The sequence below is a fragment of the Sinomonas atrocyanea genome, assembly GCF_030811715.1.
Classification (GTDB): domain Bacteria; phylum Actinomycetota; class Actinomycetes; order Actinomycetales; family Micrococcaceae; genus Sinomonas; species Sinomonas atrocyanea_A.
Genome location: NZ_JAUSRH010000017.1, coordinates 58,831 through 83,682, shown reverse-complemented (window position 1 = coordinate 83,682; position 24,852 = coordinate 58,831). Strand labels below are relative to the sequence as shown.

At 72.1% G+C, this 24,852-nt stretch carries 23 protein-coding genes and 1 tRNA gene; 12 read left to right on the top strand and 12 right to left on the bottom strand.

Going from position 1 to position 24,852, the window contains the following annotated elements; genetic code table 11:
- Positions 1-159 precede the first annotated feature (159 nt).
- The 4 genes from J2W21_RS18900 (at position 160) to J2W21_RS18885 (ending at position 5,581) form a co-directional block, all read left to right on the top strand.
- On the top strand, positions 160-834 hold the full coding sequence (locus tag J2W21_RS18900) for a PadR family transcriptional regulator (RefSeq protein WP_307116059.1): 675 nt from the start codon (positions 160-162) through the stop codon (positions 832-834).
- A gap of 74 nt (positions 835-908) precedes the next feature.
- Positions 909-2,846: an ABC transporter ATP-binding protein gene (locus J2W21_RS18895; protein WP_307116058.1), complete on the top strand. Its 1,938-nt coding sequence runs from the start codon at positions 909-911 to the stop codon at positions 2,844-2,846.
- A 322-nt stretch (positions 2,847-3,168) separates the two neighbouring features.
- A complete protein-coding gene (rlmN, locus tag J2W21_RS18890; protein ID WP_307116057.1) occupies positions 3,169-4,410 on the top strand; it encodes a 23S rRNA (adenine(2503)-C(2))-methyltransferase RlmN in 1,242 nt (413 codons plus the stop codon).
- A gap of 121 nt (positions 4,411-4,531) precedes the next feature.
- Positions 4,532-5,581: an FUSC family protein gene (locus tag J2W21_RS18885; RefSeq protein ID WP_307116063.1), complete on the top strand. Its 1,050-nt coding sequence runs from the start codon at positions 4,532-4,534 to the stop codon at positions 5,579-5,581.
- On the opposite strand, the gene J2W21_RS18880 is transcribed toward J2W21_RS18885, so the two are convergent.
- Entirely contained in the window at positions 5,571-6,074 is a 504-nt protein-coding gene (locus J2W21_RS18880; protein WP_307116056.1) for a GNAT family N-acetyltransferase, read from the bottom strand. The two genes, J2W21_RS18885 and J2W21_RS18880, sit on opposite strands and share 11 nt — an antisense overlap.
- A gap of 156 nt (positions 6,075-6,230) precedes the next feature.
- On the opposite strand from J2W21_RS18880, the gene J2W21_RS18875 reads away from it, so the two are divergent.
- Positions 6,231-6,896 carry a GTP cyclohydrolase II gene (locus tag J2W21_RS18875; protein ID WP_307116055.1) on the top strand — a complete coding sequence of 222 codons (666 nt, stop codon included), beginning with the start codon at positions 6,231-6,233 and terminating at the stop codon, positions 6,894-6,896.
- 220 nt (positions 6,897-7,116) lie between these two features.
- Here J2W21_RS18875 and J2W21_RS18870 read toward each other — a convergent pair whose 3' ends face one another.
- The 5 genes from J2W21_RS18870 to J2W21_RS18850 form a co-directional block, all read right to left on the bottom strand.
- Positions 7,117-7,395 carry a GNAT family N-acetyltransferase gene (locus tag J2W21_RS18870; protein ID WP_307116054.1) on the bottom strand — a complete coding sequence of 93 codons (279 nt, stop codon included), beginning with the start codon at positions 7,393-7,395 and terminating at the stop codon, positions 7,117-7,119.
- Between the two features lie 47 nt (positions 7,396-7,442).
- The gene (locus J2W21_RS18865) at positions 7,443-8,543 is read right to left on the bottom strand and encodes a pyridoxal-phosphate-dependent aminotransferase family protein (RefSeq protein ID WP_307116053.1); all 1,101 of its coding nucleotides are present in this window, start codon (positions 8,541-8,543) and stop codon (positions 7,443-7,445) included.
- 97 nt (positions 8,544-8,640) lie between these two features.
- Positions 8,641-10,020, bottom strand: a complete 1,380-nt coding sequence (locus J2W21_RS18860; RefSeq protein ID WP_307116052.1) for an APC family permease — start codon at positions 10,018-10,020, stop codon at positions 8,641-8,643.
- Between the two features lie 113 nt (positions 10,021-10,133).
- On the bottom strand, positions 10,134-11,177 hold the full coding sequence (locus J2W21_RS18855; protein ID WP_307116051.1) for an agmatine deiminase family protein: 1,044 nt from the start codon (positions 11,175-11,177) through the stop codon (positions 10,134-10,136).
- Complete coding sequence (locus J2W21_RS18850) at positions 11,174-12,199, bottom strand: nitrilase-related carbon-nitrogen hydrolase (protein WP_307116050.1); 1,026 nt, start codon at positions 12,197-12,199, stop codon at positions 11,174-11,176. Before J2W21_RS18850 ends, J2W21_RS18855 begins: the two co-directional genes overlap by 4 nt.
- A 225-nt stretch (positions 12,200-12,424) precedes the next feature.
- Between J2W21_RS18850 and J2W21_RS18845 the strand changes: the two genes are divergently transcribed.
- Both J2W21_RS18845 and J2W21_RS18840 read left to right on the top strand, forming a co-directional pair.
- Positions 12,425-13,120 carry a TetR/AcrR family transcriptional regulator gene (locus tag J2W21_RS18845; protein WP_307116049.1) on the top strand — a complete coding sequence of 232 codons (696 nt, stop codon included), beginning with the start codon at positions 12,425-12,427 and terminating at the stop codon, positions 13,118-13,120.
- Positions 13,121-13,287: 167 nt separating this feature from the next.
- A complete protein-coding gene (locus tag J2W21_RS18840) occupies positions 13,288-14,691 on the top strand; it encodes a flavin monoamine oxidase family protein (RefSeq protein ID WP_307116048.1) in 1,404 nt (467 codons plus the stop codon).
- Positions 14,692-14,763: 72 nt separating this feature from the next.
- Here J2W21_RS18840 and J2W21_RS18835 read toward each other — a convergent pair whose 3' ends face one another.
- Together J2W21_RS18835 and J2W21_RS18830 are read right to left on the bottom strand one after the other, a co-directional pair.
- On the bottom strand, positions 14,764-15,090 hold the full coding sequence (locus tag J2W21_RS18835; protein WP_307116047.1) for a DUF2853 family protein: 327 nt from the start codon (positions 15,088-15,090) through the stop codon (positions 14,764-14,766).
- Between the two features lie 123 nt (positions 15,091-15,213).
- Positions 15,214-15,885 carry a class I SAM-dependent methyltransferase gene (locus J2W21_RS18830; protein ID WP_307116046.1) on the bottom strand — a complete coding sequence of 224 codons (672 nt, stop codon included), beginning with the start codon at positions 15,883-15,885 and terminating at the stop codon, positions 15,214-15,216.
- 55 nt (positions 15,886-15,940) lie between these two features.
- Between J2W21_RS18830 and J2W21_RS18825 the strand changes: the two genes are divergently transcribed.
- Entirely contained in the window at positions 15,941-17,596 is a 1,656-nt protein-coding gene (locus J2W21_RS18825) for an FAD-binding dehydrogenase (protein ID WP_307116045.1), read from the top strand.
- Here J2W21_RS18825 and J2W21_RS18820 read toward each other — a convergent pair.
- Positions 17,593-18,168 carry a hypothetical protein gene (locus tag J2W21_RS18820; RefSeq protein ID WP_307116044.1) on the bottom strand — a complete coding sequence of 192 codons (576 nt, stop codon included), beginning with the start codon at positions 18,166-18,168 and terminating at the stop codon, positions 17,593-17,595. The genes J2W21_RS18825 and J2W21_RS18820 overlap by 4 nt on opposite strands.
- A 125-nt stretch (positions 18,169-18,293) precedes the next feature.
- Positions 18,294-18,367: transfer RNA gene (locus J2W21_RS18815), tRNA-Met, on the bottom strand.
- 94 nt (positions 18,368-18,461) lie between these two features.
- Between J2W21_RS18815 and J2W21_RS18810 the strand changes: the two genes are divergently transcribed.
- Positions 18,462-19,529 (top strand): YihY/virulence factor BrkB family protein, encoded by a 1,068-nt coding sequence (locus tag J2W21_RS18810; protein WP_307116043.1) that lies wholly within the window; start codon positions 18,462-18,464, stop codon positions 19,527-19,529.
- 88 nt (positions 19,530-19,617) lie between these two features.
- Here the strand turns inward: J2W21_RS18810 and purB are convergent, their stop codons facing one another.
- Positions 19,618-21,069: an adenylosuccinate lyase gene (gene purB, locus J2W21_RS18805; RefSeq protein WP_373423130.1), complete on the bottom strand. Its 1,452-nt coding sequence runs from the start codon at positions 21,067-21,069 to the stop codon at positions 19,618-19,620.
- Positions 21,070-21,255: 186 nt separating this feature from the next.
- On the opposite strand from purB, the gene J2W21_RS18800 reads away from it, so the two are divergent.
- Complete coding sequence (locus tag J2W21_RS18800; RefSeq protein WP_307116041.1) at positions 21,256-21,780, top strand: hypothetical protein; 525 nt, start codon at positions 21,256-21,258, stop codon at positions 21,778-21,780.
- Between the two features lie 26 nt (positions 21,781-21,806).
- Positions 21,807-23,156, top strand: coding sequence for a hypothetical protein (locus tag J2W21_RS18795; protein WP_307116040.1), 1,350 nt, complete (start codon positions 21,807-21,809; stop codon positions 23,154-23,156).
- Between the two features lie 30 nt (positions 23,157-23,186).
- Here J2W21_RS18795 and J2W21_RS18790 read toward each other — a convergent pair whose 3' ends face one another.
- Positions 23,187-23,609: a phage holin family protein gene (locus J2W21_RS18790; protein ID WP_307116039.1), complete on the bottom strand. Its 423-nt coding sequence runs from the start codon at positions 23,607-23,609 to the stop codon at positions 23,187-23,189.
- Positions 23,610-23,765: 156 nt separating this feature from the next.
- Between J2W21_RS18790 and J2W21_RS18785 the strand changes: the two genes are divergently transcribed.
- On the top strand, positions 23,766-24,836 hold the full coding sequence (locus J2W21_RS18785; RefSeq protein ID WP_307116062.1) for a histidinol-phosphate transaminase: 1,071 nt from the start codon (positions 23,766-23,768) through the stop codon (positions 24,834-24,836).
- Positions 24,837-24,852 lie beyond the last annotated feature (16 nt).

The following is a 24,852-nucleotide window of genomic DNA, read 5'->3' as shown; positions in this document are numbered from 1 at the left end:
CAGGGCCGTTCGTGCTTCCCGGCACCGTCCGTGCGGGCCAGGGCCGTTCGTGCTTCCCGGCACCGTCCGTGCGGGCCAGGGCCGTTCGTGCTTCCGAGCCATTGTTCTCCGACCTTCAGCGATATATCGTTAAGTATCGATCCGGAAGGGAGAACCACCATGCATCCCCACCCACACCACCACGAAGCGCTGCACCACCACGACGGCCCGCGCAGGCCGCGCCGGGGATTCGGTCCGGGCGGGTTCGGCCCGGGCGGCCCCGGGGACTTCGCGCCGGGCGGCCCCGGCCCGGGCGGCTTCCCGGGCTTCGGCCCCGGATTCGGCGGCCACGGCTTCGGGCCGGGCCGCGGTGGCCACGGCTTCCCCCCGGGCTTCGGACCCCGCGGCGGACGGCGGGCGAGCCGCGGCGACGTCCGGGCCATGATCCTCTCGCTCCTGTCCGAGCAGCCGCTCACCGGCTACGGGATCATCCAGGCCGCCGGCGCGAAGACGAACGGGGTCTGGCGGCCCAGCCCCGGGTCGGTCTACCCGACCCTCCAGCAGCTCGTCGACGAGGAGCTCGTCGAGCAGGCGGGGGAGGGCAAGCGCACCGAGTACGCCCTCACCGAGGCCGGCCGCGCCTACGTCGCCGACCACGCCGAGGAGCTCACCAGGGCCTGGGAGGCGGCGCCCGGAAGAAGCGAGGCCACCGAGGCGTTCATGGAGAGCGTGGGCAAGTTCATGGGCGTCCTGCACCAGTTCCGGGCGGCCGCCACGGACGAGCAGCGTGCCCAGGCTGCAGCGAAGATCGACGAGGCCCGCAAGGCCCTCTACCTGATCCTCGCCGAGGACTAGCCGGGACGCCCCGATCCTCTCGGGGCGAACAGAGATCTGTTGGGGTTCGCGGCCCGCGGGCGGAAAGTAGGAACATGTCACAGATGCAGCCCTGGCGAGGGGGCGGCGCCGTCGGCCGTGGAGGCCGCGTCTCGACGGGGGACGCGGCCCTCCAGCGCAAACTCAACGCCGAGGCGCCGAAGATCCCGCACCTCTTCGGGCGCATCGCGGAGCTGTTCCGGCCCCACCGCTTCGCGCTCGTGCTCACGGTGGTGCTCGTCCTCGCGTCCGCGGCGCTCTCCGTCGCCCCGCCGCTGCTGACCCAGCGGATCTTCGACCAGGGGCTGTTCCCGGCCGGCGGGCACCCGGTGATGTCGGTGCTCGTGGAGCTCGTGGGCCTCATGGTGGGCGCCTACGTGCTCTCCGCCCTGCTCGGGGTGTGGCAGACGTACCTCACCTCGACCGTGGGCAACGCCGTCATGGGGGCGCTGCGCGTGCGCCTCTTCACGCACCTGCAGTCCATGGAGCTCAGCTTCTTCACCCGCACCAAGACCGGCGTGATCCAGTCGCGCCTGCAGAACGACGTCGGCGGGGTCGCCACCGTGCTGGCGAACACCGTGAGCGGGGTCGTCGGCAACGTCGTGACGGTGGTCGCCGCGTTCGTGGCCATGGTGGCGCTCAACTGGCAGCTGACGCTCATCGCCGTCGTGCTCATGCCCTTCCTCGTCGTGGCCCAGCGCCGCGTGGGCCAGGTGCGCGCCCGGATCGCGACGAAGACGCAGGAGTCCCTCTCGGACATGACCGCGATCACCCAGGAGTCCCTCAGCGTCTCCGGGATCCTGCTGTCCAAGAGCTTCAACCGCCAGCCGGACGAGATCGGGCGATACTCGGCGGAGAACAACAACCTCGTGAAGCTGCAGATCCGGCAGGCCATGAGCGGGCAGTACTTCTTCGCCCTCGTGACGATCTTCATGTCCTCGATCCCGGCGATCGTGTACCTCGTGGCCGGGTGGCTGCTCACCGGCGGGACGGGGTTCCTCGGCGCGCGCGGCGCAGGCGGCGCGGCGATCACGGCCGGCACCATCGTGGCGTTCACCAACGTCCAGGCCCGGCTCCTCTTCCCCCTCATCGCGCTCATGCGCGTGGCCCTCGACCTGCAGACTTCGGGCGCCCTGTTCGCCCGCATCTTCGAGTACCTCGACCTCAGGCCCGCCATCGCGGACAAGCCCGGTGCCGTGGCCCTGCCCGACGGGGCGCCCCGCCTCGGCGAGGTGGAGTTCGAGAACGTCACGTTCCGCTACCCGGACGCCCGCGGCGACGACCGGGCCACACTCGACGGGGTGTCCTTCACCATCGAGCCGGGGCAGTACGCCGCGTTCGTGGGCCCGAGCGGCGCCGGGAAGACCACCGTCTCCTACCTCATCCCGCGCTTCTACGAGGCGAGCTCCGGGTCCGTCCGGTTCGCGGGGCGGGACGTGCGGGACCTCCAGCGGGAATCCCTGGTGGGGCACATCGGCGTCGTGAGCCAGGAGACGTACCTCTTCCACGCGACCATCGCCGAGAACCTGCGCTACGCCAAGGCGGACGCCACGCTCGAGGAGCTCGAGGCCGCATGCCGGGCCGCGAACATCCACGAGACCATCGCCTCGTTCCCCGACGGGTACGACACCGTGGTGGGGGAGCGCGGCTACCGGCTCTCCGGCGGCGAGAAGCAGAGGATTGCGATTGCGCGCGTGCTGCTCAAGGACCCGGAGGTGCTCATCCTCGACGAGGCCACGAGCGCCCTCGACACCATCTCCGAGCGCGTCGTCCAGCAGGCCCTCGACGCCGCCTCCCACGGGCGCACGACGATCGCGATCGCGCACCGGCTCTCCACGGTCGTCGGGGCGGATGTCATCTACGTCGTGGACCGCGGCCGGATCGTCGAGCACGGGACCCACTCGGAGCTGCTCGCCGCGGACGGCGCCTACGCCCGGCTCTACCGCGAGCAGGCCGCCGCCCCGTCCCCGGCGCGCGCGGCGCCGGCCCCCTGACCCGCCGGGCCTTTCCCGTTTCGGGTACGCATCTCGCGTCGGATTTCCCGTTTCGGATACGCATCTCGTCGCGGTTTATCGCTCTCGGGTACGAGGGGGCCGCGGACGACGGCGGGGTGCCCGGCCCGCGCGGCTGGGGGACCCGCCGTCGTGCGTACCCGGAACCCCGAAAAGGCGACGAGATGCGTACCCGAAACGCTAAAAGGGCGACGAGATGCGCACCCGAAACGGGGGCGGGGCGGAGGCGAGGTGGGGTCGGGGAGAGCGGAATCATAGTGGGCCAGTTGGAGGATCAACAAACGGGCGTGGGATGATGGACAGGATGACTTCTGAGACGCGAACCCCGAACCCGGAGAGCCAGCCCCCCGCCCGCGCCGCGGCCAGGGCCGCCCAGGAGCGCCCCCAGGTGCTCCCGACGGCCGAGGGCTGGGAGCAGCAGCGCACCCCCGAGGGACGCCCGCTGCTCCAGTTCGCCTCCCCCCGCGTCAAGCAGCCCCCGCAGCACCTCGCGGACCTGAGCCTCGAGGAGCGCCAGGCCAAGGCCAAGGAGCTCGGCCTGCCGGCGTTCCGCGCCAAGCAGCTCTCCACGCACTACTTCCAGCACTGGACCACGGACCCCGCGGCCATGAGCGACCTGCCCAAGGCCGGCCGCGAGGAGCTCGTCGCGCAGCTGTTCCCGCCGCTGCTCACCGAGGTCCGCCGCCTCAAGACGGACGACGGCAACACGATCAAGTTCCTCTGGCGCCTCTTCGACGGCGCGCTCGTCGAGTCCGTCCTCATGCGCTACCCGGGCCGCATCACCCTGTGCGTGTCGAGCCAGGCCGGCTGCGGCATGAACTGCCCGTTCTGCGCGACCGGGCAGGCGGGGCTGACCCGCAACATGTCCACGGCCGAGATCGTGGACCAGGTCGTCGCCGCGAACCGCCTGATCGCCGCCGGCGAGCTGGGCGAGAAGGAGCACGACGACGAGCGCGTCACCAACATCGTCTTCATGGGCATGGGCGAGCCGCTGGCCAACTACAAGCGCGTCATGAACGCCGTGCACCGCTTCGTGGACCCGGTCCCGATGGGCCTGGGCATGAGCGCCCGCAACATCACCGTCTCGACCGTGGGCCTCGTCCCGGCGATCCGCAAGCTCGCCGACGAGGACCTGCCCGTCACGTTCGCGCTCTCCCTCCACGCGCCCGACGACGAGCTCCGCGACGAGCTCATCCCCGTCAACAACCGCTGGAAGGTCGACGAGGCCCTCGACGCCGCGCACGACTACTACGTCAAGACGGGCCGCCGCGTGAGCATCGAGTACGCGCTCATCAAGGACATGAACGACCACGCCTGGCGCGCCGCGCTCCTGGCCAAGAAGCTCAACCAGCGCGGCCGCGGCTGGGTCCACGTGAACCCCATCCCGCTCAACCCGACGCCGGGATCGATCTGGACCTCCTCCGAGCGCCACGTGCAGCAGGAGTTCATCGAGACCCTGCGCGCCGCTGGCGTCCCCACGACCCTGCGCGACACGCGCGGCAAGGAGATCGACGGCGCGTGCGGCCAGCTTGCTGCCGCGGAGTAGGGGCCCGGTGAGCGAAGGGCGCGGCACCGGCCCGAGCACCCCGGCGCACGACGCCGGCACGCACCCGGGCGGGCCGGTCGCCGTCGTCGGCTCCCGGCTGCGGGAGTTCGTGCACCAGCTGCTGTTCAGCATCGGGCCCGCGCGGAAGGACCACCAGGCGGCGTTCCGCGTCGCGGCGGGGCTGTTCATCCCGCTCATCACGCTCGTGGTGCTGGGCAGGCTCGACCTGGCGATCTTCGCGAGCTTCGGCGCGTTCCCCGGGATCTACGGGCGCAACGAGCCGCACCGCGCGCGGATCGTCGCGCAGGTCCGGGCGGCACTGCTCATGCTGGCCGTGATCCTCGCGGCCACCCTCACCGCCAGGCTGAGCCCCGGCGATCTCGTGAGCCCGTGGACCATCGTGGTCGGCACCACCATCGTGGCCTGGGCGTGCACGGTGATCGTGGGCTACTGGAGGCTGCGGCCGGCCGGGTCGCTGTTCCACATCTTCGCGTACGCGGCGATCGCGTCCGTCCCGCACCAGCCACCGCTGGGCCCGGCCATGGTCACGGCGGCCGCTACCGCGGCCCTGTGCCTGCTCATCGGGCTCTCGTCGCGCGTCCACCCGGCGCACCGCACGCCGCTCACGTGGGCAGGGATCCGTGCAGCGTGGCGCGTGCGGCTCGGCTCGGAGGAGCGCCGCGCCCTGTGGCTTGAGTCCCTCGGCTACCTCGTCGCCGCGGCGGCCGCGGGGGTGCTCGCCACGGTCGTGGGGCAGTCGCTCGGGTTCGGGCACAACTACTGGGCGATGGTCGCCGCCGTCGTGCCCCTCGTGGGCCACACGACCAGGCACCGGGTGGCCCGCGGCCTGCAGCGTATCCTCGGCACGGTGGTGGGCCTCGTGGTGCTCGCCGCGATCGTCGCGCTCCGGCCCGAGGCCTGGGCCATGGTCCTGATCATCGCCGCGTGCCAGTTCGGGGCCGAGATGCTCATCGCACGGCAGTACTTCCTGGCCCAGGTGTGCGTCACCCCGCTCGCGCTCATGTCCACGCTCCTCGTGGTGCGCGTCGACCCGCTGGACCTCCTGCACGACCGCTTCATCGACACCGTGATCGGTGCCGTGGTCGGCGTGGCCGTGGTGACGGCGCCCAGCGTCTGGCGGCGGCTCCGGAGCCGGCCCCTCACGCCGTGACCGCGTGCAGCCGCACGGGGGTCATGACCGGCTTCGCGTAGCAGACGGAGTCCGCGAGGTCCGCGTAGGGGCCGAAGTTGGGGATGCGGCGGTACCCCGAGGCCTCGTAGAACATCTTCCCGTCGGGCTGGGCCGAGCCGGCCTCGGCGAGCATGAGCGTGACTCCCGCCGCGTAGGCCTCGGCCTCGAGGGCCACGAGGATCGAGCTCGCGATCCCCGCCCCCCGCGCGTACGGGAGCACGTAGACCCGCTTGACCTCGGCGGTGGTCCGCTCGACCCAGCGCAGGCCGCCGCAGCCGAGTGGCTGGCCCGTGGCCCGCTCGTAGGCGACGAGGAACACGGCGGTGTCCGCGGCCGACGGCGGGTCCCCCGCCTCGTGTGCGGTGTGGCCGTAGCGGGCGTCGAGCTCTGCCTGCTGGGCGGCGCGCAGGTCGCGTCCCACGGGGTTGGACCACGGGACCAGCCGGATCGTCAGCTTCGGGTGAGTCTGCATGCCGCCTCCTTGTTGTGAAGGGAATGCTTCTGACGCTACGGGCCGTGTGTTTCGCTTCCGTGACGGTCCTGTGAGGAATGTCGAACGGCTGGGTAAAGTCCGGTACACAGAAGCAGAGTGTGGTGGGCGCCGGGTGCCTGCCAAGATGGAGGGGCCATGTCAGCTGGAGCTCAGGTGCGCACGCGGGTGCGGGTGCCGCTCAGGTTAGCCGGCGGGTTCGCCGTCACGGCGGATGTCTTCACGTTCCGCGACCTCGTGGACTCCCGCGAGCACCTCCTGCTCGGCCTCGGCGACTGGGAGGGCTCGCTGCAGCGGGCGGGCGAGGGCGGCGAACCTCCGCTGGTGCGGCCCCACAGCGAATGCCTCACCGGGGATGTGCTCGGCTCCGAGCGCTGCGACTGCGGCCCCCAGCTGCGCGAGGCCGTGGAGCGGATCTCCGCGGCCGGCGGGTTCCTGCTCTACCTCCGGCAGGAGGGCCGGGGGATCGGGCTGTACGAGAAGCTGGACGCCTATGCGCTCCAGGACCAGGGGCTCGACACCTACGCCGCGAACCGGGCCCTCGGCCGCGGCGAGGACGAGCGCGACTACGAGGCCGCCGCGCAGATGCTCGCCGCCCTCGGCGCCACGCGCATCAGGCTCCTGAGCAACAACCCGGACAAGGCCCTCCAGCTCGAGGCCCTCGGGATCCAGGTGGCCGAGCAGGTGCCCACGGCGGTGCACCTGTCCGCGAGCAACGTCCGCTACCTCAAGGCCAAGCGCGACCACACTTTCCACACCCTCGATCTCGCCGCTGCCGGCGACGTCGAGGTGGACTCCGCCTAGTCTCTGGGCCAGACTCCGGCGCGGCCCCGGGGTTCTGCTGCCGAGCACGACGCCGGCCGCCGCGCCTCGAGCACGAGGCCGCGCCCGCCGTCGAACGTCACCGCCTGGAACGACGAGGCCCCCGCGGCGACCTGCCGGAACCCCAGCCCTCGTGCAGCGCGATCGAGGCCGCGTTCCGCGCGTTCGTGATGCAGTAAGCCGCGTCGGCCCGCTCCCAGATCTAGGCGAGCCGGGCCTCGGTGAGGGCGCGCCCGAGGCCCCGGCGGCGCGCGGCGGGGTGGACCACGATTCCCCCGAGGTAGTGGCCCGCCGGGGCCCCGCCGTCCGGCGCAGGGTAGACATGGGTCTTCGCGTAGCCGAGCAGGCCGCGGTCCGAGACGGCTACGACCGCGATCCGGTCCGGCCGCGCGGCGAGCGCGGCGGCCGTCCACTCGGGCCGCCCGGCGGCGCGGGCCACGGCATTGACGGCAGCAAGGTCGCCGGGCACGGCGGCCCGCACCCGCCACTCCAGAGCCGCCCAGTCAGCCCCGGCCAATCCCACGGGCTTCAGCGCGCCGCGCCGATCGCCTCGCCGAGCGCGCCGAGGGCGAGCGTCACCGAGGCGGGGTTCGCGTTGGGGCCCATGAGCCCGATCCGCCAGACGGTGTCGGCGAACTCTCCGACGCCGGAGCCGACCTCGATCGAGTACTGCTCCAGAAGGATCCGGCGCACCCGCGCGGAGGAGACGCCGTCCGGGACGCGCACGGTGGTCAGGCTCGGGAGGCGGGAGCCCTCGGCGGCGAACAGCTCGAGCCCCATGTCCTCGAGCCCCTCGCGCAGGGCGGCGCCGGCGGCCTCGTGCCGGGCCCACACGGTGGGCAGCCCCTCCGCGAGAATCCGGTCGAGGGCGGCCTCGAGGCCCGCGATCATCGTCACCGGGGCGGTGTGGTGGTAGGTGCGCGTGCGGCCCTGGGCCGCGCCGACGTACCCGCCGAGCAGGCCGATGTCGAAGTACCAGGAGCGCGGCTCGCGCACGCGCCGCTCGAACGCCCGCTCGGAGACGGTGAACGGGGACAGGCCCGGCGGGACGCCGAGGCACTTCTGGGTGCCCGCGTAGCCGATGTCGACGCCCCACTCGTCCGCGAGGAGCTCGAGGCCGCCGATCGAGGTCACGGCGTCCGCGAGCAGGAGCGCGTCCCCCTTCCCGGCCCCGAGGGCGGCGATGTCGGAGCGCACGCCCGTGGACGTCTCGGCGTGCACGGCCGCGATGATCTTCGGGGAGGGGTGGGCGGCGAGCACGCGTTCGGCGTCGACCGGCTGCCCCCACTCGTGCTCCACGCGCACCACCTCGGCCCCGCAGCGCCGGGCCACCTCGCACATCCGCTCGCCGAACAGACCGTTGACCGCCACGACCACCGGGTCGCCCGGCTCGACGAAGTTCACGAACGCCGCCTCCATGCCGCCGGAGCCGGTGGCCGAGACGGGCCACGTGCGCGCGTTCGCCGTGCCCCACACCTCGCGCAGCCCGGCGGAGACGCGGTCCAGCCGCGCGATGAACACCGGGTCCAGGTGCCCGATCACCGGGTGCGACAGGGCCGCCATGACCTCCGGGTACGCGTTGCCCGGGCCCGGTCCGAACAGGTAGCGGAACGGCAGGATCTCACTCATGCGCCCACCCTACCCATGGCGGGGCACGACGTCGCCGGGCCGGGTCGCGTACCCGGCCCGGCGGCGTCGTGCGCGGGGCAGAAGCGGGGAGGAGCGGTCAGACGCGGGGGCCGGCGAGGTGCTCGAGCTCGACGGCGTCCTCCTCGTTCATGCTCACGTTGACCGTGCGGCGGAAGCCGCGGGTGATCACGAGCAGGCACACCACGCCGATCCCGAGCCAGATCGCCCCATAGGTGAGCGCGTCCATCTGCAGGTTCGCCCACAGGACGCCGGTGAGGACCATGCCGACCACGGGCAGCACGATGTTGACCAGGATCTCCTTCGGCGTGCGGACCTCCTTCTTGCGCAGCACGAAGAACACCACGACGGTCAGGTTCACGAATGTGAAGGCGATGAGCGCGCCGAAGTTGATCATCGAGGAGATGAACTCGAGCGTGAACGGGATCGCGAGGAGGGAGACGGCTCCGACGAACAGCACCGCGAAGGACGGGGTGCGGAAGCGCGGGTGGACGAAGGAGAAGAACCGCGAGACGGGGCCGCGGCCGTTGCGGCCCATCACGTAGATCATCCGGGACACCGAGGCGTGCGAGGCGAGGCTCGAGGCCACGGTCGCGGCGAAGGCGGCCGAGGTGAAGAGGACCTTGAACAGCTGCCCGCCGACCTTGAGGGCCATCTCGGGGAGGGTGTCGTCCGTGTTGTCGAAGCCGTCCAGCGTGGGGAACACGGACTGGCCGAACCAGGCGGCCACGAAGAAGATCGTGCCGCCGATCAGCAGCGCCAGGACGATGGCCTTCGGCACCGTGGTCGCGTCCTTGGCCTCTTCGGTGTACATCGTGATGGCGTCGAAGCCGATGAAGGAGAAGCACACCACGGTCGCGCCGCTGATGACGGCCGAGGCGTCCACGCCGCCGTGGAACAGCGGGGCGGAGCTGAACACGGCGCCGGTGCCGGTGCCGTGGGCGAGCGCGTTCCAGGCCAGGACCACGAAGGCGCCGATCAGCACGACCTCGAAGACTACGAGGATGCCGTTGATCTTCGACGTCGAGTTCATGCTCCACAGGTTCATAGCGGTGATGACGACGACGTAGGCCACGACCCAGATCCATGAGGGCACGTCCGGGAAGAACGACTCCATGTAGATCCGCACGATCACGGCGTTCACGAGCGGGAGCAGGAGGTAGTCGAGCAGGGACGCCCAGCCGACGAGGAAGCCCACGTTCGGATGCATCGTCTCCGACGTGTACGTGTAGGCCGAGCCGGCCGAGGGGAAGAAGCGGGTCATGCGGCCGTAGCTGACCGCGGTGAAGACCATGGCGACGAGCGCGACGAGGTAGGCCAGGGGGACCACGCCGTTGGTCTCGCCGGAGACGATGCCGAACGTGTCGAAGACAGTGGTCGGGGTCATGTACCCGAGGCCGAGGCCGACGATGGCCCACAGGCCCAGCGACCGCTTGAGCGTGGAGGAGTTCTGGGACATCAGCAGTATTGTCCTTCGTGTGTGTCTGCCGTCACAAACGGCGGCGGACGGGTGGCGGCCCGGGACCGGGCTGGGGACTGTCACCCCTCGGGTGGAGGCTGTGCGCGTGGTGGTCAGGCGTGGGCCGGGGTGGCCGGCTGCTGCTGGGTGATGCAGTGGATCCCGCCCCCGCGGGAGAAGATGACCCGGGCGTCGACGGCGCTCACGTGCCGGCCCCGGTAGGCGTCGGCGAGGAGGCGCAGGGCCTTCTCGTCGTGCGGGTCGTTGAACGTGCAGGCCACGAGCCCGCCGTTGACGGCCACGTGGTTGATGTAGCTCCAATCGACCCAGCCCTCGTCGTCGTGCAGCTGGGCCGGGGCCGGGACCTCGATGATGGTCCACGGCGTCCCGTCCGCGGTGCGTGAGGCGTGCAGGGCCTCGAGGATCTGGCCGGTGACCTCGTGGTCCGGGTGCTCGGGGCTGTGCTGGACGTGGACGAGGAGGGTGCCCGGGCTCGGGATCGCCGCGACGAGGTCCACGTGGCCCCGCGTGCCGAAGCGCTCCGAGTCCCGGGTGAGGCCACGGGGGAGCCAGACGGCATGGCGCGCGCCGATGGTGCGCTCGAGCTCGGCCTCGACCTGTGCCTTGGTGGCGCCCGGGTTGCGGCCAGGGTCGAGCTGGACGGTCTCGGTCAGCAGCACCGTGCCGCGCCCGTCGACCTGGATCCCGCCCCCTTCGTTGACGAGGCTGCTCGGGAGGAGCTCGGCGCCCGCGGCCTCGGCGACCGTACCGCCGATCCGGGCATCGTCCTCCCACGAGGCCCAGTCCTGCTGGCCCCAGCCGTTGAACACCCAGTCGACGGCGCCGAGGCGGGCCGGGCCCTCCGGAGTGCCGCCGAGCACGAAGCTGGGCCCCATGTCCCGCATCCAGGCGTCGTCGAGGGCCGCCTCGAGCAGGTCCACGCGCGGGTCGAGGTACGCCTCGGCGATCCCGCGGTCATCCGGCCGGACCACCATGGTCACGGGCTCGTACCGGCGCGCGGCGTGCGCCACGGCCGCCCAGGCCGCGCGGGACTCGTGCGCGTCCTCGTCCGTCTCGCCGAGCGTGTACCCGCCGGACGGCCACGCCATCCACAGCCGCTCGTGCGGGTCGGTCTCCGCGGGCATCCGCCAGCTCATGCGTCCGCCCCCTGCAGCTGGTCCGCCTGGGTCTGCTCGGGTGAGCCGAACGGGTGCGCCGGGTCCACGGGCGCGGTGAGCGCGGCGTAGGTGTCCGGGCGGCGGGTGGTGAGGAACGGGAAGAGGGCGAGCCAATCGCGGCGGGCATCGAGGTCGAGGTCCGCGACGAGCACGGCTGAGCCCTCGCGCGGGGCGCGGGCCAGGATGCGGCCGTAGGGGTCCGAGATGAAGGACGAGCCGTAGAAGGTCACGAGGCCCTCGGAGCCCCAGCGGTTCGGGACCACCATGAACGTGCCGTTCGCGATCCCGTTGCCCACGATCACCTGCCGCCACAGCGGCTCGGTGTCGAAGTCGGGGTGGCCGGGCTCGGAGCCGATCGCCGTCGGGTAGGCGAGGATCTCGGCGCCGGCGAGCGAGTAGGCGCGGGCGAGCTCGGGGAACCACTCGTCCCAGCAGGTCGGCAGGCCCAGGCGCGCGCCGCCCAGCTCGGCGGGGGAGTGGACCGGGTAGGGGGTGCCCTGCTGCTGGCCCTGCTGCTGGGGGCCGGGGCGGAAGAACTTGTCCTCGTAGTAGCCCTCCGTCACCGGGATGTGGAGCTTGTCCGTCGCGGCGAGGAGCGTGCCGTCGGGGGCCACGAGGATGGCGGTGTTGTAGCCGAGCGGGTCGCCGGGGGCGCCCTTGCGGTAGAGGCTCGCGTGGACGCACACGCCGTGGGCGGCCGCGGCGCGGCGGGCGAACGCGAGCGTGCGGCCGGTCCCGAGGTCTTCGGCGATGCTGCTGGGCGTGGAGTCGGGCAGCGTGTCCGCAGGGTAGCGGGACAGCGTGAGCTCGGGGAGGAAGACGACCGCGGCGCCGTGGGCCGCCGCGCGGCCGATGCCCTCCTCGAGCTCGGCCTCGGTTGCGGCAGGGTCCTCGTGCCAGCGGTGCTGGACGACGCCGACGCGCAGGGGGTCGCGGCGGGGAGCCTCGGTGTCCGTGCGGGCCCACGACACCGGGGGCTGCAGGGCAAGGATCTCGTGCATGGAAGTCCTTCGGGGAAGTCAGGAGGAGTCGGGGAAGTCTCGGGTGGGGCGCAGGATCGGCGCTCCTAAATGAATGACGTTCGTTTATTACAGCAGTGACCTGCGCCACGGTCAACCCCCCTCCCGCTGAGGGGTCATGTCCCGAGGTTGAGGGGTCATGTCCCTGCATTGAGGGGTCATTTCCCTGGGCGGCGCGCCCTCCGCAGTCCCCTAGACTGGCGAATCATGGAATCCCCCGCCGCCGACGCCCGTGAGGCGGCCGCGCACCCGCGCCGCCGCGGCCGCCCCCCGAGGCCCGTCCTCTCGCGGGAGAAGATCACGACGGCGGCGCTCGCCGTCGTGGGCCGGGCGGGCTACCCGGGGCTCACGATGGCGGCCCTGGCCCGCGAGCTCAAGACCGCGCCGTCGGCCCTCTACAACCATGTGGCGTCGAAGGACGAGGTCCTGAACTGGGTGCAGGATGACGTCTGCGAGACGATCGACACCTCCGGCTTCGGCAAGGATCCCTGGGACCTCGCGCTGTCCCGCTGGGCCTACTCCTACCGCGCCGCGTTCGCACCGCACCCCCCGCTCATCCCCATCATCGCGGTCTTCCCGGTGGCCGGGGCCCCGCACACCCTCGCCATGTACGAGCGGGTGGCCGCCGGGCTCCGCGAGGGCGGATGGCCCGAGGACATGGTGGTGGACGTGATCGTCGCGGTCGAGTCCTTCGTCCTCGGCTCGGCCATGGACGTCTCGGCGCCGGAGGGGATCTTCGACGTCGGCGAGCGCGGCGATCTCGCGCCCACCTTCGCCGCCGCGGTCGCTGCCCGTCCGGCGAGGGGCGCCGCCTCGGCAGACGCCGCCTTCGGCTTGGGGCTCAGTGCCCTCGTTGCCGGCCTTCGGGGCACGCTCGCGTCGGCGCGGGCCACGCGCGGCTGACTCCTCAGCGCAACGGAGGTGACCCCTCGACGCAGGGACATGACCCCTCAGCGTAGGGACATGACCCCTCAACCGGCGGGGGAGGAGGGGTTGTGGGCCGCTTTCTAATGAACTACATTCATTTTGAGACCTCCCCCACACCCCCCTCCTTTCGAAGGAAGAGCATCATGTCCCAGCTCCAGACTCCCGCCACCCACACCCGCGAGGCCGATGTCGTCGTCGTCGGTGCGGGCCCCGCCGGCCTGATGGCCGCCCGGACCCTCGCGAAGGAGGGCCACCGCGTCGTCGTGCTCGAGGCGCGCGACCGCGTGGGCGGCCGCACGTGGAGCGACACCATCGACGGCGCGTTCCTCGAGATCGGCGGCCAGTGGGTCAGCCCGGACCAGACCGAGCTCCTGGGCCTCGTCGACGAGCTCGGCAAGGAGACCTTCCAGCGCTACCGCGAGGGCGAGAACGTCTACGTCGCCCCGGACGGCACCCGCACGGTCTACGCCGGCGCAGACTTCCCGGTCTCCCCGGGCACGCTGGCCGAGGTCGAGCGCCTCACCGCCATCCTCGACTCCCTCGCCGCCGAGCTCGGCGCCGAGGAGCCCTGGGCCCACCCGAAGGCGCGCGAGCTCGACACGGTCAGCTTCCACCACTGGCTCCGCGGGCAGTCCGCCGACGAGGAGGCCTGCAACCTCGTGGGGCTCTTCATCGCCGGCGGCATGCTGACCAAGCCGGCCCACGCGTTCTCCGCCCTCCAGGCCGTGCTCATGGCCGCCTCGGCCGGCTCCTTCAGCAACCTCCTCGACGAGGACTTCATCCTCGACAAGCGCGTGGTGGGCGGCATGCAGTCCGTGAGCGAGGCGATGGCCGCCGAGCTCGGCGACGCGGTGGTGCTCGGCGCGCCCGTGCGGACCTTGGAGTGGGGCGAGCAGGGCGTCACCGCGACCGCCGACGGCGGCACCGCCGGCCGCGTCACGGTCACCGCGCGCCGCGCGATCCTCGCCGTCCCGCCCACGCTCTACAGCCGGATCTCCTACGTCCCGGCCCTGCCGCGGCGGCAGCACCAGCTGCACCAGCACCTCTCCATGGGCCTGGTCATCAAGGTCCATGCCGTCTACGACCGCCCGTTCTGGCGCGAGGCCAACCTCTCCGGCACGTGTTTCGGCGCGGACCAGCTCGTGCAGGAGGTCTACGACAACACCAACCACGGCGACTCCCGCGGCACCCTCGTGGGCTTCGTCTCGGACGAGAAGGCGGACGCGGTGTTCCGCCTGTCCCCCGAGGAGCGCAAGGCCGCGATCCTGACCTCGATCGCCCACTACCTCGGCGAGGAGGCCCTCACCCCCGAGGTCTACTACGAGTCCGACTGGGGCTCCGAGGAATGGACCCGGGGCGCCTACGCAGCGAGCTTCGACCTCGGCGGCCTCTCCCGGTACGGCGCGGACCAGCGCACGCCCCTGGGACCGATCCACTGGGCCTGCTCCGACCTCGCGGCCGAGGGCTACCAGCACGTGGACGGCGCCCTGCGCATGGGCCGCCGCGCGGCCCAGGAAGCCATCGACGCCCCCGCCCCGGCCCGCTGACGGACCGAACGGACTGGGGAGGGCGCGACGGCGGCGGGCTGGCCAGGCGGGCGCGCCGCCGTCGCGCGAGGGCTACTTCTTCCGGAACAGGTCCAGCTGGTTGTAGTGGTCCGCCAGGAGATAGTAGACGGTCGGGCGCTGGCGGCGGGAGGTTCCCTTCATCTTCTCGCCGACAGACTGAATGGCCGCGTCGAGGGCCGCGTCGTCCTCGGTGCGGCCGAGCTTCTTCTTCAGGAAGCCGTCGCGGACGCGGTCCGTCTCGGCCTTGTCCCCGAAGGAAATGAGGGACGCATCGGCGCTCTGCAGCGAGATGCCGCAGTGGCGGACGATGCCGGCAATTGCCTCCTCGTCGGCGTCGGGTGCGAATTTCTTGATCTGCTCAGCCCAGTCGACAGCCATGGGACAGCTCCTTCAGGTCACGGATCGGGGTCCGGAAGGGCCCGTGCCGGTCACCCTACTGATCCGCAGGGTCGAGCGACAGCAGTGGTAACGAGGAATGCACGACGGCGGCCGGGTCCGGGCTCACGCAGGGCGCACAGATCCCGAGATGCTGAAGTCGAACCCGCGGTGCTCGTACGCGGGCTCGAGCCCGTGCCGGCGCACCACCGCCATCATGGCCGCCGGGTCGTGCGTGTACCCGCGGTAGGTGCGGCCGAGCAGGCGCATGAGGGTGTTGATCGCCGCGAAGCCGGCCCGGTTGAACCAGTTCGGCGGCGGATAGCTGAACACGAGCGCGCGCCTCGCGTGCTGCGCGGCCGCGCCGAGGAGCTTCTCGAAGTCGGGGTAGCAGCACACCACGCGGTGGAGGACGACGACGTCGGCCGGCGCGACGGCGTCGGGCGCCTCGGCGAGGTCGATGCCGAGCCGCCGCTCGGCCCGGCCCGTCAGCCCGGCGTCGGCCAGGAGCCTCGCTGCGTCCGTCTCGTAGGCGTCGGAGAGCTCGAGGTTCTCGGTGCTGCCGGCACCGCGCCGGAGGAGCTCGAGCTGGATCTCGCCCGCGCCGCCGCCGATCTCGAGCACGCGGGCCCCCTCGATCCCCGTGCCGGCCAGGAAGTCGACGATGCGCTGCTCGACGGGGCGCAGGCCCTTCTTCTCGTACCTCCGCGCGATGCTGCGGGAGAACCGCGAGGTGAAGACCGCGCTGTACCTCGTGGGATCGGTGTTCCCGGGGGCGGGCCCGCAGCAGCCGGACATGGCTCCAGTATGCGGCACCGTTGACGTGCGCGAGATGGGCGGAAAGGCTGGGCCCATGGCAGATCAGACGGTCCAGGCGGACGTGTGCGTGGTCGGGGCCGGGCTCGCCGGGCTCGTGGCGGCGGTCGAGGCCGCCGACGCCGGCCGGGAGGTCGTGGTGCTGGACCAGGAGCCGCCGCAGTCGCTCGGCGGGCAGGCGCACTGGTCCCTCGGTGGCCTCTTCCTCGTCAACTCCCCCGAGCAGCGCCGCATGGGGGTGCGCGACTCGGCCGCGCTGGCGCGGCAGGACTGGTTCGGGTCCGCGCAGTTCGACCGTCCCGAGGACTACTGGCCCAGGCTCTGGGCGGAGGCCTACCTGGACTTCGCCGCCGGGGAGAAGCGCGCCTGGCTGCACGGGATGGGCGTGCGCTTCTTCCCCGTGGTGGGCTGGGCCGAGCGCGGCGATGGGCGCGCCGACGGCCACGGCAACTCCGTGCCCCGCTTCCACCTCGTCTGGGGCACCGGCCCCGGGGTCCTCGCGCCGTTCATCCGGCGCGCCCGGGCACACGCCGACGCAGCCCGCATCCGCTTCCTGTTCCGGCACCGCGTCGACGAGGTGGTGATGCACGACGGCGGTGCGACCGGCGTGCGCGGAGCCCGCCTCGCGCCGTCGGACGCCGAGCGGGGGAAGGCGAGCAGCCGGCAGGTGGTGGGGGAGTTCGAGGTGGAGGCGGGCGCGATCGTGATCGCCTCCGGCGGGGTCGGCGGCAACCACGACATGGTGCGCAGGCTCTGGCCCGAGCGGCTCGGCACGCCCCCGCGCACCATGGTCGCGGGCGTCCCCGCCCACGTCGACGGGCGCATGCTCCCGATCGCCGAGGCTGCCGGGGCGCGCGTCATCAACGGGGACCGCATGTGGCACTACACCGAGGGCCTGCGGAACTGGAACCCGGTGTGGGAGAACCACGGGATCCGGATCCTGCCCGGGCCGTCCTCCGTGTGGCTCGATGCGCGGGGCAGAAGGCTGCCGGCGCCGCTCTTCCCGGGGTTCGACACCCTCGGGACGCTCAGGCACCTGCGGGCCACCGGGCACGACTACTCGTGGTTCGTGCTCACGCAGTCAATCATCGAGAAGGAGTTCGCGCTCTCGGGCTCCGAGCAGAATCCCGACCTGACGGGCAAGGATTTCAGGCTCCTCGCCTCGCGGCTGCGGCCGGGGGCGGCGGCGCCGATCGAGGCGTTCAAGGAGCACGGTGAGGACTTCGTCGTGGCCCGGACCCTGGGCGAGCTCGTCGAGGGGATGAACCGGGTGGGGGAGCCCGGCCTCGTGTCCGAGCCCGCGGTGCGGGCGGTGCTCGAGGCGCGCGACGCCGAAATCGAGAACGCGTTCGGCAAGGATGCCCAGGTCACGTTCCTGCGCTCGCACCGCAAGTACCTGGGCGACCGCCTCATCCGGGTGGCCGCGCCGCACCGGATCCTGGACCCGAAGCACGGCCCGCTGATCGCGGTGCGGCTGAACATCCTGACCCGCAAGACCCTCGGCGGGCTCGAGACCGACCTCTCCGGCCGCTGCCTGGCCCCGTCGGGCCGGACTGTCCCGGGCCTGTTCGCAGCGGGGGAGGCCGCAGGCTTCGGCGGCGGCGGGATGATGGGCTACAACGCGCTCGAGGGCACGTTCCTGGGCGGCTGCCTGTTCTCCGGCCGCGTGGCGGGGCGGGCCGCCGGCGGCTAAGAGAGCGAGACGGGGATGGACCGGTCCCCAGCGGGGAATCTGAACGTGAGGGTGAGCGACCATGCGCTCGCCGGGACGACGAACCGGACCACGCCCGTCTTGCTCGACCCCGACGAGACGAGCTCGTCCAGGCCCGAGGTGGGCGAGAAGACGTCCGGACCGGCCGCGACACGGAACGTCGCATCCCAGAAGTTGGCGTCGAACCGGCCGTAGTTGAAGCAGCGCACGGTGAACTCGAGGGCGCTCATCCCGTCGGCGTCGGGCCTCGCCGACGCGCTCACCACCGTGTACTCGAGGTCTCCCACGCGCTGGGGCTGGTCAGTGACGTGGACGGCGGCAGCGGGCGCCGAGGCCACGGCCGTCCGTGGGGCGGAGCCTTCGCCGGCTGCGCCCGCCGGACTGGCGGCTGCCGTGCTCTTCACGGTCGCGGTGGTGGGTGCCGCCTGCATGTTGAGCTGGACGAGGCCGAAGAACAGCCCGGCGAGGGCGGTGATCAGCGCGGCCACGCCGGTGAGGATGCCGGGGAGGGTGCTCCACCACGACGGGGGACGATGTTCTTCGGAGTCCGACATGCCGACCACCTGAGGACGCCAGTCCCTTGAATGATAATCTCTGCCGTCGCCGCAGACACCGGCTTGGCGGCCCCCGGGAGCAGGGAAAAGGCCCCCGGTCCGTGGGGACCGAGGGCCTTCGTGAGTTGCGGGGGCAGGATTTGAACCTACGACCTCTGGGTTATGAGCCCAGCGAGCTACCGAACTGCTCCACCCCGCGGCGCTTGATCTACTTTACACGGGCGGCGGCGTGCCGCGAAATCGGCGGCCGGAAGGTCCGATTGCGCCCCGCACAGTCTGGGTAAGTACCGCGCATGACCGACCAGAACGCTGCCCAGACCGCGCAGAAGGAGTCCTCGGCCCCGCCGCCGGAGGACGAGGCGAAGCCGGAACGCATCCGCGACGTCACGAAGCCTTCCTGGAAGTACATCGCCCTCAAGACCTTCCGCGAGTTCAGCAACGACGCCTGCCCCGACCTCGCCGCGTCGCTGACGTACTACGCGGTGCTCTCCCTGTTCCCGGCGCTCCTCGCCCTCGTCTCGATCCTCGGCCTCTTCGGCCAGGCCGAGACGACCGTGAACGGGATGATGGACATCGTCCAGTCCGTGGCCCCCGGCGCCGCGGCGGACACCGTCCGCGGCCCCGTCGAGGAACTCGTCAAGAGCCCCGCCGCCGGGCTCGCCCTGATCGGCGGCATCCTCGGTGCCCTCTGGTCCGCCTCGGGCTACGTCGGCGCGTTCGGGCGCGCGATGAACCGCATCTACGAGATCGGCGAGGGCCGCGGCTTCGTCCGGCTCCGCGGCACCATGCTCGCCGTGACCATCGCCTCGGTGATCCTCGTGGCGATCGTCTCCGCCATGCTGGTGCTGAGCGGTCCCGTCGCAGAGGCCGTGGGCAACAAGATCGGCCTCGGGGCCGTGGCCGTCATGGTCTGGAACATCGCCAAGTGGCCTGTCCTGCTGGCCCTCGTGATCGTCCTCATCGCGACGCTCTACTACTTCACCCCCAACGTGAAGCAGCCAAAGTTCCGCTGGGTGACCACCGGCTCGCTTATGGCCCTGATCGTGCTCGCCCTGACCACCGCGGGCTTCGGGTTCTACGTGGCCAACTTCGGCCACTACAACAAGACCTACGGGGCGCTCGGCAGCGTCATCATCCTGCTGCTGTGGCTCTGGCTCGTGAACATGTCGCTCCTCTTCGGCGCCGAGTTCGACGCCGAGACCGAGCGCGGCCGCGAGCTCCAGGCGGGCATCGGGGCCGAGGAGTCGATCCAGCTGCCCCCCAAGGACACCGCGCAGATCGAGAAGAAGCAGAAGGTCGCCCAGGAGGACATCCGCAAGGCGCGCGAGCTTCGGCAGGGGCTCGCCCGCCCGGAGGAGTAGGCCGGGGAGACGCCAGCGGCGCGCCGACACCGCAAGGTGCCGGCGCGCCGTCGTGCGCGGTCCGCGCCGTGGAAGCCGCGGCGCGAGGCTAGCCGAGGTGGTCGACGAGCCGGCCCGCGACCCCGTTGTAGGTCGCCGGGGTGAGGGCCAGCAGGCGCGCCTCGGCGTCTGCGGAGAGGCCGAGCCCGGAGACGAACTCCTTCATGCGGGCCGCGTCCACGCGTTGGCCCCGGGTGAGGTCCTTGAGCCGCTCGTAGGGGTTGTCCATGCCCGGGACACCGGCGATCGCCTCGGCGCGCATGACCATCTGGATGGCCTCGGCGAGGACCTCCCAGTTGGTGTCGAGGTCGGCCGCGAGCACGTCCTCGGCGACGTCGAGGCGCTCGAGGCCCTTCGCCACATTCGAGATCGCGAGGAGGGAGTGGCCGAACGCGACGCCGATGTTGCGCTGCGAGGAGGAATCGGTCAGGTCGCGCTGCCAGCGGGAGGTCACGAGGGTGGCGCCGAGCGTGTCGAGGAGGGCCGAGGAGACCTCGAGGTTCGCCTCCGCGTTCTCGAAGCGGATCGGGTTGACCTTGTGCGGCATCGTCGAGGAGCCGGTGGCGCCGGCGACCGGGATCTGGGCGAAGTAGCCGATCGAGATGTAGCTCCAGATGTCCGTGCACACGTTGTGCAGGATCCGGTTGAAGCGGGCCATGTCCGCATACAGCTCGGCCTGCCAGTCGTGGCTCTCGATCTGCGTGGTCAGCGGGTTCCACGTCAGGCCCAGCCCCTCGACGAACGTCTCGGAGACCTGCTGCCAGTCCGCGCCGGGCACGGAGGCGTAGTGGGCGGCGTAGGTGCCGGTGGCGCCGTTGATCTTGCCCAGGTACTCGGTGCGCGCGATCCGGTCGAGCTGGCGGGTGAGGCGGTGGGCGACCACCGCGAGCTCCTTGCCCAGGGTGGTGGGCGTGGCAGGCTGGCCGTGGGTGCGCGAGAGCATCGGCACGTCGCGGTTGGCCCGCGCCATCTGCGCCACCTGCTCCACGAGGGCCCGCGCCGCCGGCAGCCAGACGTCCTCCACGGCGCCCTTGATCCCGAGGGCGTAGGAGAGGTTGTTGATGTCCTCGGAGGTGCAGCCGAAGTGCACCATCGGGGTCAGGTCCTTGATGCCGAGGGCCTCGAGGCGGCGTCCGATGTAGTACTCCACGGCCTTGACGTCGTGGACCGTGACGGCCTCGATCTCGGCCAGTTCGGCGACCGACGCGGCGTCGAACTCGGTGACGATCGCGCGGAGCCCGGCCTCCTGCTCGGACGTGAGCGGGCCGGCGCCCGGGAGCACGGAGTTCTTCGTGAGGTGGATGAGCCACTCGACCTCGACGGCCACGCGGTCCCGGTTCAGGGCGGCCTCGGACAGATAGTCGACCAGCGGCGCGACCGCGGGCCGGTAGCGGCCGTCGAGCGGCCCGAGGGCGATGGGCCTGCCGGCGTCCTCGCCGGCCACGGCCAGGGAGAGACGTCCGGACGGGATGCGCGAGGGGGAATCAGCCATGGCCTCCATTCTTCCATGCCGGACACGGGGTCCCGCAGGCGATGACGAGCGGTTGCGGCCGCTGCTGCGCCCCGCCGCCGGCTCGGCGGCGGCGTTGTCCACATACGACGCCGGCCGGTCGCCGCGGGCCGTCGGGTCCGCCTAGCGTCGTGGCATGCGGCGCCGCGAGGGGCGCTGGAAGCGGGGGAGGGAACCATGGGCGGACCGACCGGCAGCGGCTTCAGCGGGCGTGGGTCCGCCTCGGGCTTCGATGAAGGAACGGGCTTCACCCTGCCGTGCGGGCACGACGAGGCGGAACTGGGGGCAGCGGCGGCACAGCTCGCCGCGGCCCACGAGGAGCTCGAGGGGGCCCGCGCCGCGGTGGCCCGCGCGGGCGCCGCCGACTGGGACGGGCCGGCCGCGTCCGCATTCAAGGGGACCACGGCATCGCTCACGGCGCAGCTCGCGGCGATCGCTACCGCCCTGGCGGGCCTCGCGCTGACCGTGGCGTCCCTGCAGTCCGAGGCCGGCGGCTGCCGGGGCGCTCCCTCGGCGCTCGCGTCCCCCGCCACCGGTGCGGCGCCCCCGCGGGGCCTCGTCGTCGACGGGCCGACCGGGCCCATCGTCCCCCTGCCGTCGCGCGCCCCGGCCCTGCGCCTTCCCGCACCGGATGGACCCGTCTTCGCGCGCGGGCTGCCCGACCTGGCCCCGGCGCCCGCGCCGGGAGCGGCCTGCCGATGAGCGGGGACGGGGCCCCAGGAGCGGCGGTGCGCGATCCCTCGACGTTCACGGTCACGGGCGGCGAGGCATTCCGGGTGAACACCGAGGCGCTCGAGGACGCCGTGGCGTCCCTCGCGGCCGCGGCATCGTTCGCCGATGCGCTGGTGGGCCGGCTGGAGTCGGCGCGGGCCGCAGCCTGGCGGGGCGCCTGCGCCGGCAGCGTGGCGGGCGCCGCCTTCGACACCCGCGCCGCCGATCTCGTCGGGGATGCGATGCGCGCGGCGCTGGACGTCCGTGACGCGAAGAACGGGGTCGCCGCCGCGAAGGCCGGCTACCTCGCGGCAGAGGAGTGGGCCGCCGTCGGGACAGGGCTGCCGCTGGCCACACGGATCACCGTTTCGGGCCTGGTCCCGTCGGGGTACCTGTGGGGGCTCATCGGGATCGCCCCCGGCAGGATCGGCGCGGTGGCGCTGCGGGAGGCCGGCGGGGTACTGGGCCGGACCTCGCCGGCGCTGTCTCCGTGGATGCCCGCCGGCGGGCCCGGGGACCGCATCAGCGTCGTCCGCCGGGAGGTGGCGCCCGGAAGCGGGGATGCCTCCACCTTCGGCTACGCCGGGGAAAGCCTGAAGCAGGCGCAGGGCGCGACGCCACTGGAGGACGGGACACCCGTACCGCCGTCCTCAGTCCTCGTGGAGCGCATCCCCCGGGCTGACGGCTCCACCGCAGTCGTGGTCACGGTCCCGGGCACGCAGTCCTGGTTCCCGGACGACCCCGAGGGCGGCGTGTTCGACGTGGAGGGCAACCTCGACGGCATGGAAGGAAGGGACAGCCACGCGCGCCAACTGATCGAGCGCGCCCTCGCCGATCAGGATCTCGCAGCGGGCGACTCCGTGGTCTTCAACGCGCACAGCCAGGGCTCGCTGCACGTCCTCGGCCTCCTCGAGGACGAGGACTTCCGCTCCCGCTATCCCGTCGCCGCGGTGACCATCCTCGGCGGCATCCCCACGCCGTTCCGCATCCCCGACGACGTCCCGGTCCTGAACGTCTCCAATGACGCCGACGTGGTCCCGGCCCTCTCCGGGTCCTTCCCGGTCCCGCGGCCCAACATCGTGGACGTGCGCACACCGGAGCACCCCGACGGTGGAGGCATCGTGGGCGCGCATGACATCACGCGGTACGCCGACGACGCCCGTGCCCTCGATCTGTCGGGCGATCCGTCCGTGCGGGGATACGCCTCCGTCCTCGGCACCGCGGTCGGCACGGGCGTGGTGGGTGCCGGTGTGGTGGGAGGCCGGGCTGCCGGGGCCGGGGGAGCTGGCACCGCCGGGCCGCGGCGCGAGCGCTTCGTGTACACGGGCACCGACACGGTGACGCCCTTCAGAGGGCGCTGGCGCTAGGCAAGGATGCCGGCAGCCGCGGTGGCTCCTCTAGTCCTTTCGCAGACCCAGGGCCCAGCCGGTGACCGCGGAGACGATGGCCACGATGATCGCCCCGATGAAGGCGGTCACGAACGAATCGATGGTCAAGTGCACCGGCGTGTAGCTCGAGAGCCAGGCCGTGAGCCCCAGCATCGCCGCGTTGATCACGAGCGCGAACAGGCCCAGGGTGAGGCAGGTGATGGGCAGGGACAGGAAGCTCACGATCGGCTTCACGACGGCGTTCACGAGCCCGAAGATGAGGCCCAGGAGCAGGTAGCCGAGCACGATCGCCACGGTGCGGCCCGGCGTTCCCGCGACCGCAGACGCGGCACCGGCGGGGTTCGCGGCAGTGATGTCCATGCCTGGCAGGAGCCACGCCGCAACCCAGAGGGCCAGGGCGCTGACGATGACGTGCAGCAGGAAGCGCATCATGCGCCTATGCTCCCACAGGGCCGGGGCGCCCGCGCGGCGCACGCCCGGAGGGCGGCCGCTAGGCTGTAGGACATGACTTCACCGCTGAACGAGTACGACGGCGCCGACGCCGCCGCCGTCGCGGCCGGCACCACGGGCGTCACCCCCCGACCCGTCATGGACCGGCTCCCCAAGTACGCCGCTGGACGCCCTCCCGCACCCGTGGAAGGCCTCACGAGCTACAAGCTGTCCTCCAACGAGAACCCCCTCGGGCCGCTCCCCGCGGTCGCTGAGGCGATCGTCCGCGAGTCTGCGATCAACCGCTACCCCGACGCCGTGTCCACCCGCCTGCGCACCGCGCTCGCCGGGTTCCTGGACGTCCCGGCCGATGACATCGTCACCGGCGGCGGCAGCCTCGGCGCCCTCAACCAGATCCTCGCCGCCTTCGCCGGCCAGCAGGACGATGGAACCCCGGACGAGGTCGTGTACGCGTGGCGCTCCTTCGAGGCCTACCCCATCTCCGTGGGGCTGGCCGGGGCCCGCAGCGTCCAGGTGCCGGTGCTGGCCGACGGCCGGCACGACCTGGACGCGATGGCCGCCGCCGTCACCGGCCGGACCAAGGTCGTGCTGCTGTGCACCCCCAACAACCCGACCGGCCCGGCCCTGCGCCGCGCCGAGACGGAGCGCTTCATCGAGTCGGTCCCCGGCAGCGTGCTGATCGTGGTGGATGAGGCGTACCAGGAGTTCGTCCGCGACCCCGAGGCCGTGGACGGGATCGAGCTGTACCGGAAGTACCCGAACGTCGTGGTGCTGCGCACGTTCTCCAAGGCTCACGGCCTCGCCGGACTGAGGGTCGGCTACTCGATCTCGCATCCGGAGGTGACCCAGTACCTTCGGGTCGCCGCCGTCCCGTTCGCCGTCTCCTCGATCGCGGAGGCCGCAGCGGTCGCCTCGCTCGAGCACTTCGGCGATGTTGTAGGAAGGGTACAAACGCTCGTCGACGAGCGGGACCGCGTCACGGCGGGCCTGCGCGAGCTCGGCTGGGACGTGCCGGACGCCCAGGGCAACTTCGTCTGGCTCGCGCTCGGCGAGGCCACGCCCGAGTTCGCCCAGCAGGCGGCCGCCCGCGCCCTCTCAGTGCGCGCCTTCGGAACCGAGGGCGTCCGCGTGAGCATCGGCGAATCCGAGGCGAACTCGCGCTTCCTCGACCTCTGTAGGGCATTCACAAAGGTCCCGCAGTCTTCCTAGCAGGATTCCACTTCGC

Excerpts from the sequence above, each read along its gene's own strand:
- J2W21_RS18900 (WP_307116059.1), top strand. The coding sequence starts at position 160 with ATGCATCCCCACCCACACCACCACGAAGCGCTGCACCACCACGACGGC.
- J2W21_RS18895 (WP_307116058.1), top strand. The coding sequence starts at position 909 with ATGTCACAGATGCAGCCCTGGCGAGGGGGCGGCGCCGTCGGCCGTGGA.
- rlmN (WP_307116057.1), top strand. The coding sequence starts at position 3,169 with ATGACTTCTGAGACGCGAACCCCGAACCCGGAGAGCCAGCCCCCCGCC.
- J2W21_RS18880 (WP_307116056.1), bottom strand. The coding sequence starts at position 6,074 with ATGCAGACTCACCCGAAGCTGACGATCCGGCTGGTCCCGTGGTCCAAC.
- J2W21_RS18875 (WP_307116055.1), top strand. The coding sequence starts at position 6,231 with ATGTCAGCTGGAGCTCAGGTGCGCACGCGGGTGCGGGTGCCGCTCAGG.
- J2W21_RS18865 (WP_307116053.1), bottom strand. The coding sequence starts at position 8,543 with ATGAGTGAGATCCTGCCGTTCCGCTACCTGTTCGGACCGGGCCCGGGC.
- J2W21_RS18860 (WP_307116052.1), bottom strand. The coding sequence starts at position 10,020 with ATGTCCCAGAACTCCTCCACGCTCAAGCGGTCGCTGGGCCTGTGGGCC.
- J2W21_RS18855 (WP_307116051.1), bottom strand. The coding sequence starts at position 11,177 with ATGAGCTGGCGGATGCCCGCGGAGACCGACCCGCACGAGCGGCTGTGG.
- J2W21_RS18850 (WP_307116050.1), bottom strand. The coding sequence starts at position 12,199 with ATGCACGAGATCCTTGCCCTGCAGCCCCCGGTGTCGTGGGCCCGCACG.
- J2W21_RS18845 (WP_307116049.1), top strand. The coding sequence starts at position 12,425 with ATGGAATCCCCCGCCGCCGACGCCCGTGAGGCGGCCGCGCACCCGCGC.
- J2W21_RS18840 (WP_307116048.1), top strand. The coding sequence starts at position 13,288 with ATGTCCCAGCTCCAGACTCCCGCCACCCACACCCGCGAGGCCGATGTC.
- J2W21_RS18835 (WP_307116047.1), bottom strand. The coding sequence starts at position 15,090 with ATGGCTGTCGACTGGGCTGAGCAGATCAAGAAATTCGCACCCGACGCC.
- J2W21_RS18830 (WP_307116046.1), bottom strand. The coding sequence starts at position 15,885 with ATGTCCGGCTGCTGCGGGCCCGCCCCCGGGAACACCGATCCCACGAGG.
- J2W21_RS18825 (WP_307116045.1), top strand. The coding sequence starts at position 15,941 with ATGGCAGATCAGACGGTCCAGGCGGACGTGTGCGTGGTCGGGGCCGGG.
- J2W21_RS18820 (WP_307116044.1), bottom strand. The coding sequence starts at position 18,168 with ATGTCGGACTCCGAAGAACATCGTCCCCCGTCGTGGTGGAGCACCCTC.
- J2W21_RS18810 (WP_307116043.1), top strand. The coding sequence starts at position 18,462 with ATGACCGACCAGAACGCTGCCCAGACCGCGCAGAAGGAGTCCTCGGCC.
- purB (WP_373423130.1), bottom strand. The coding sequence starts at position 21,069 with ATGGAGGCCATGGCTGATTCCCCCTCGCGCATCCCGTCCGGACGTCTC.
- J2W21_RS18800 (WP_307116041.1), top strand. The coding sequence starts at position 21,256 with ATGGGCGGACCGACCGGCAGCGGCTTCAGCGGGCGTGGGTCCGCCTCG.
- J2W21_RS18790 (WP_307116039.1), bottom strand. The coding sequence starts at position 23,609 with ATGATGCGCTTCCTGCTGCACGTCATCGTCAGCGCCCTGGCCCTCTGG.
- J2W21_RS18785 (WP_307116062.1), top strand. The coding sequence starts at position 23,766 with ATGGACCGGCTCCCCAAGTACGCCGCTGGACGCCCTCCCGCACCCGTG.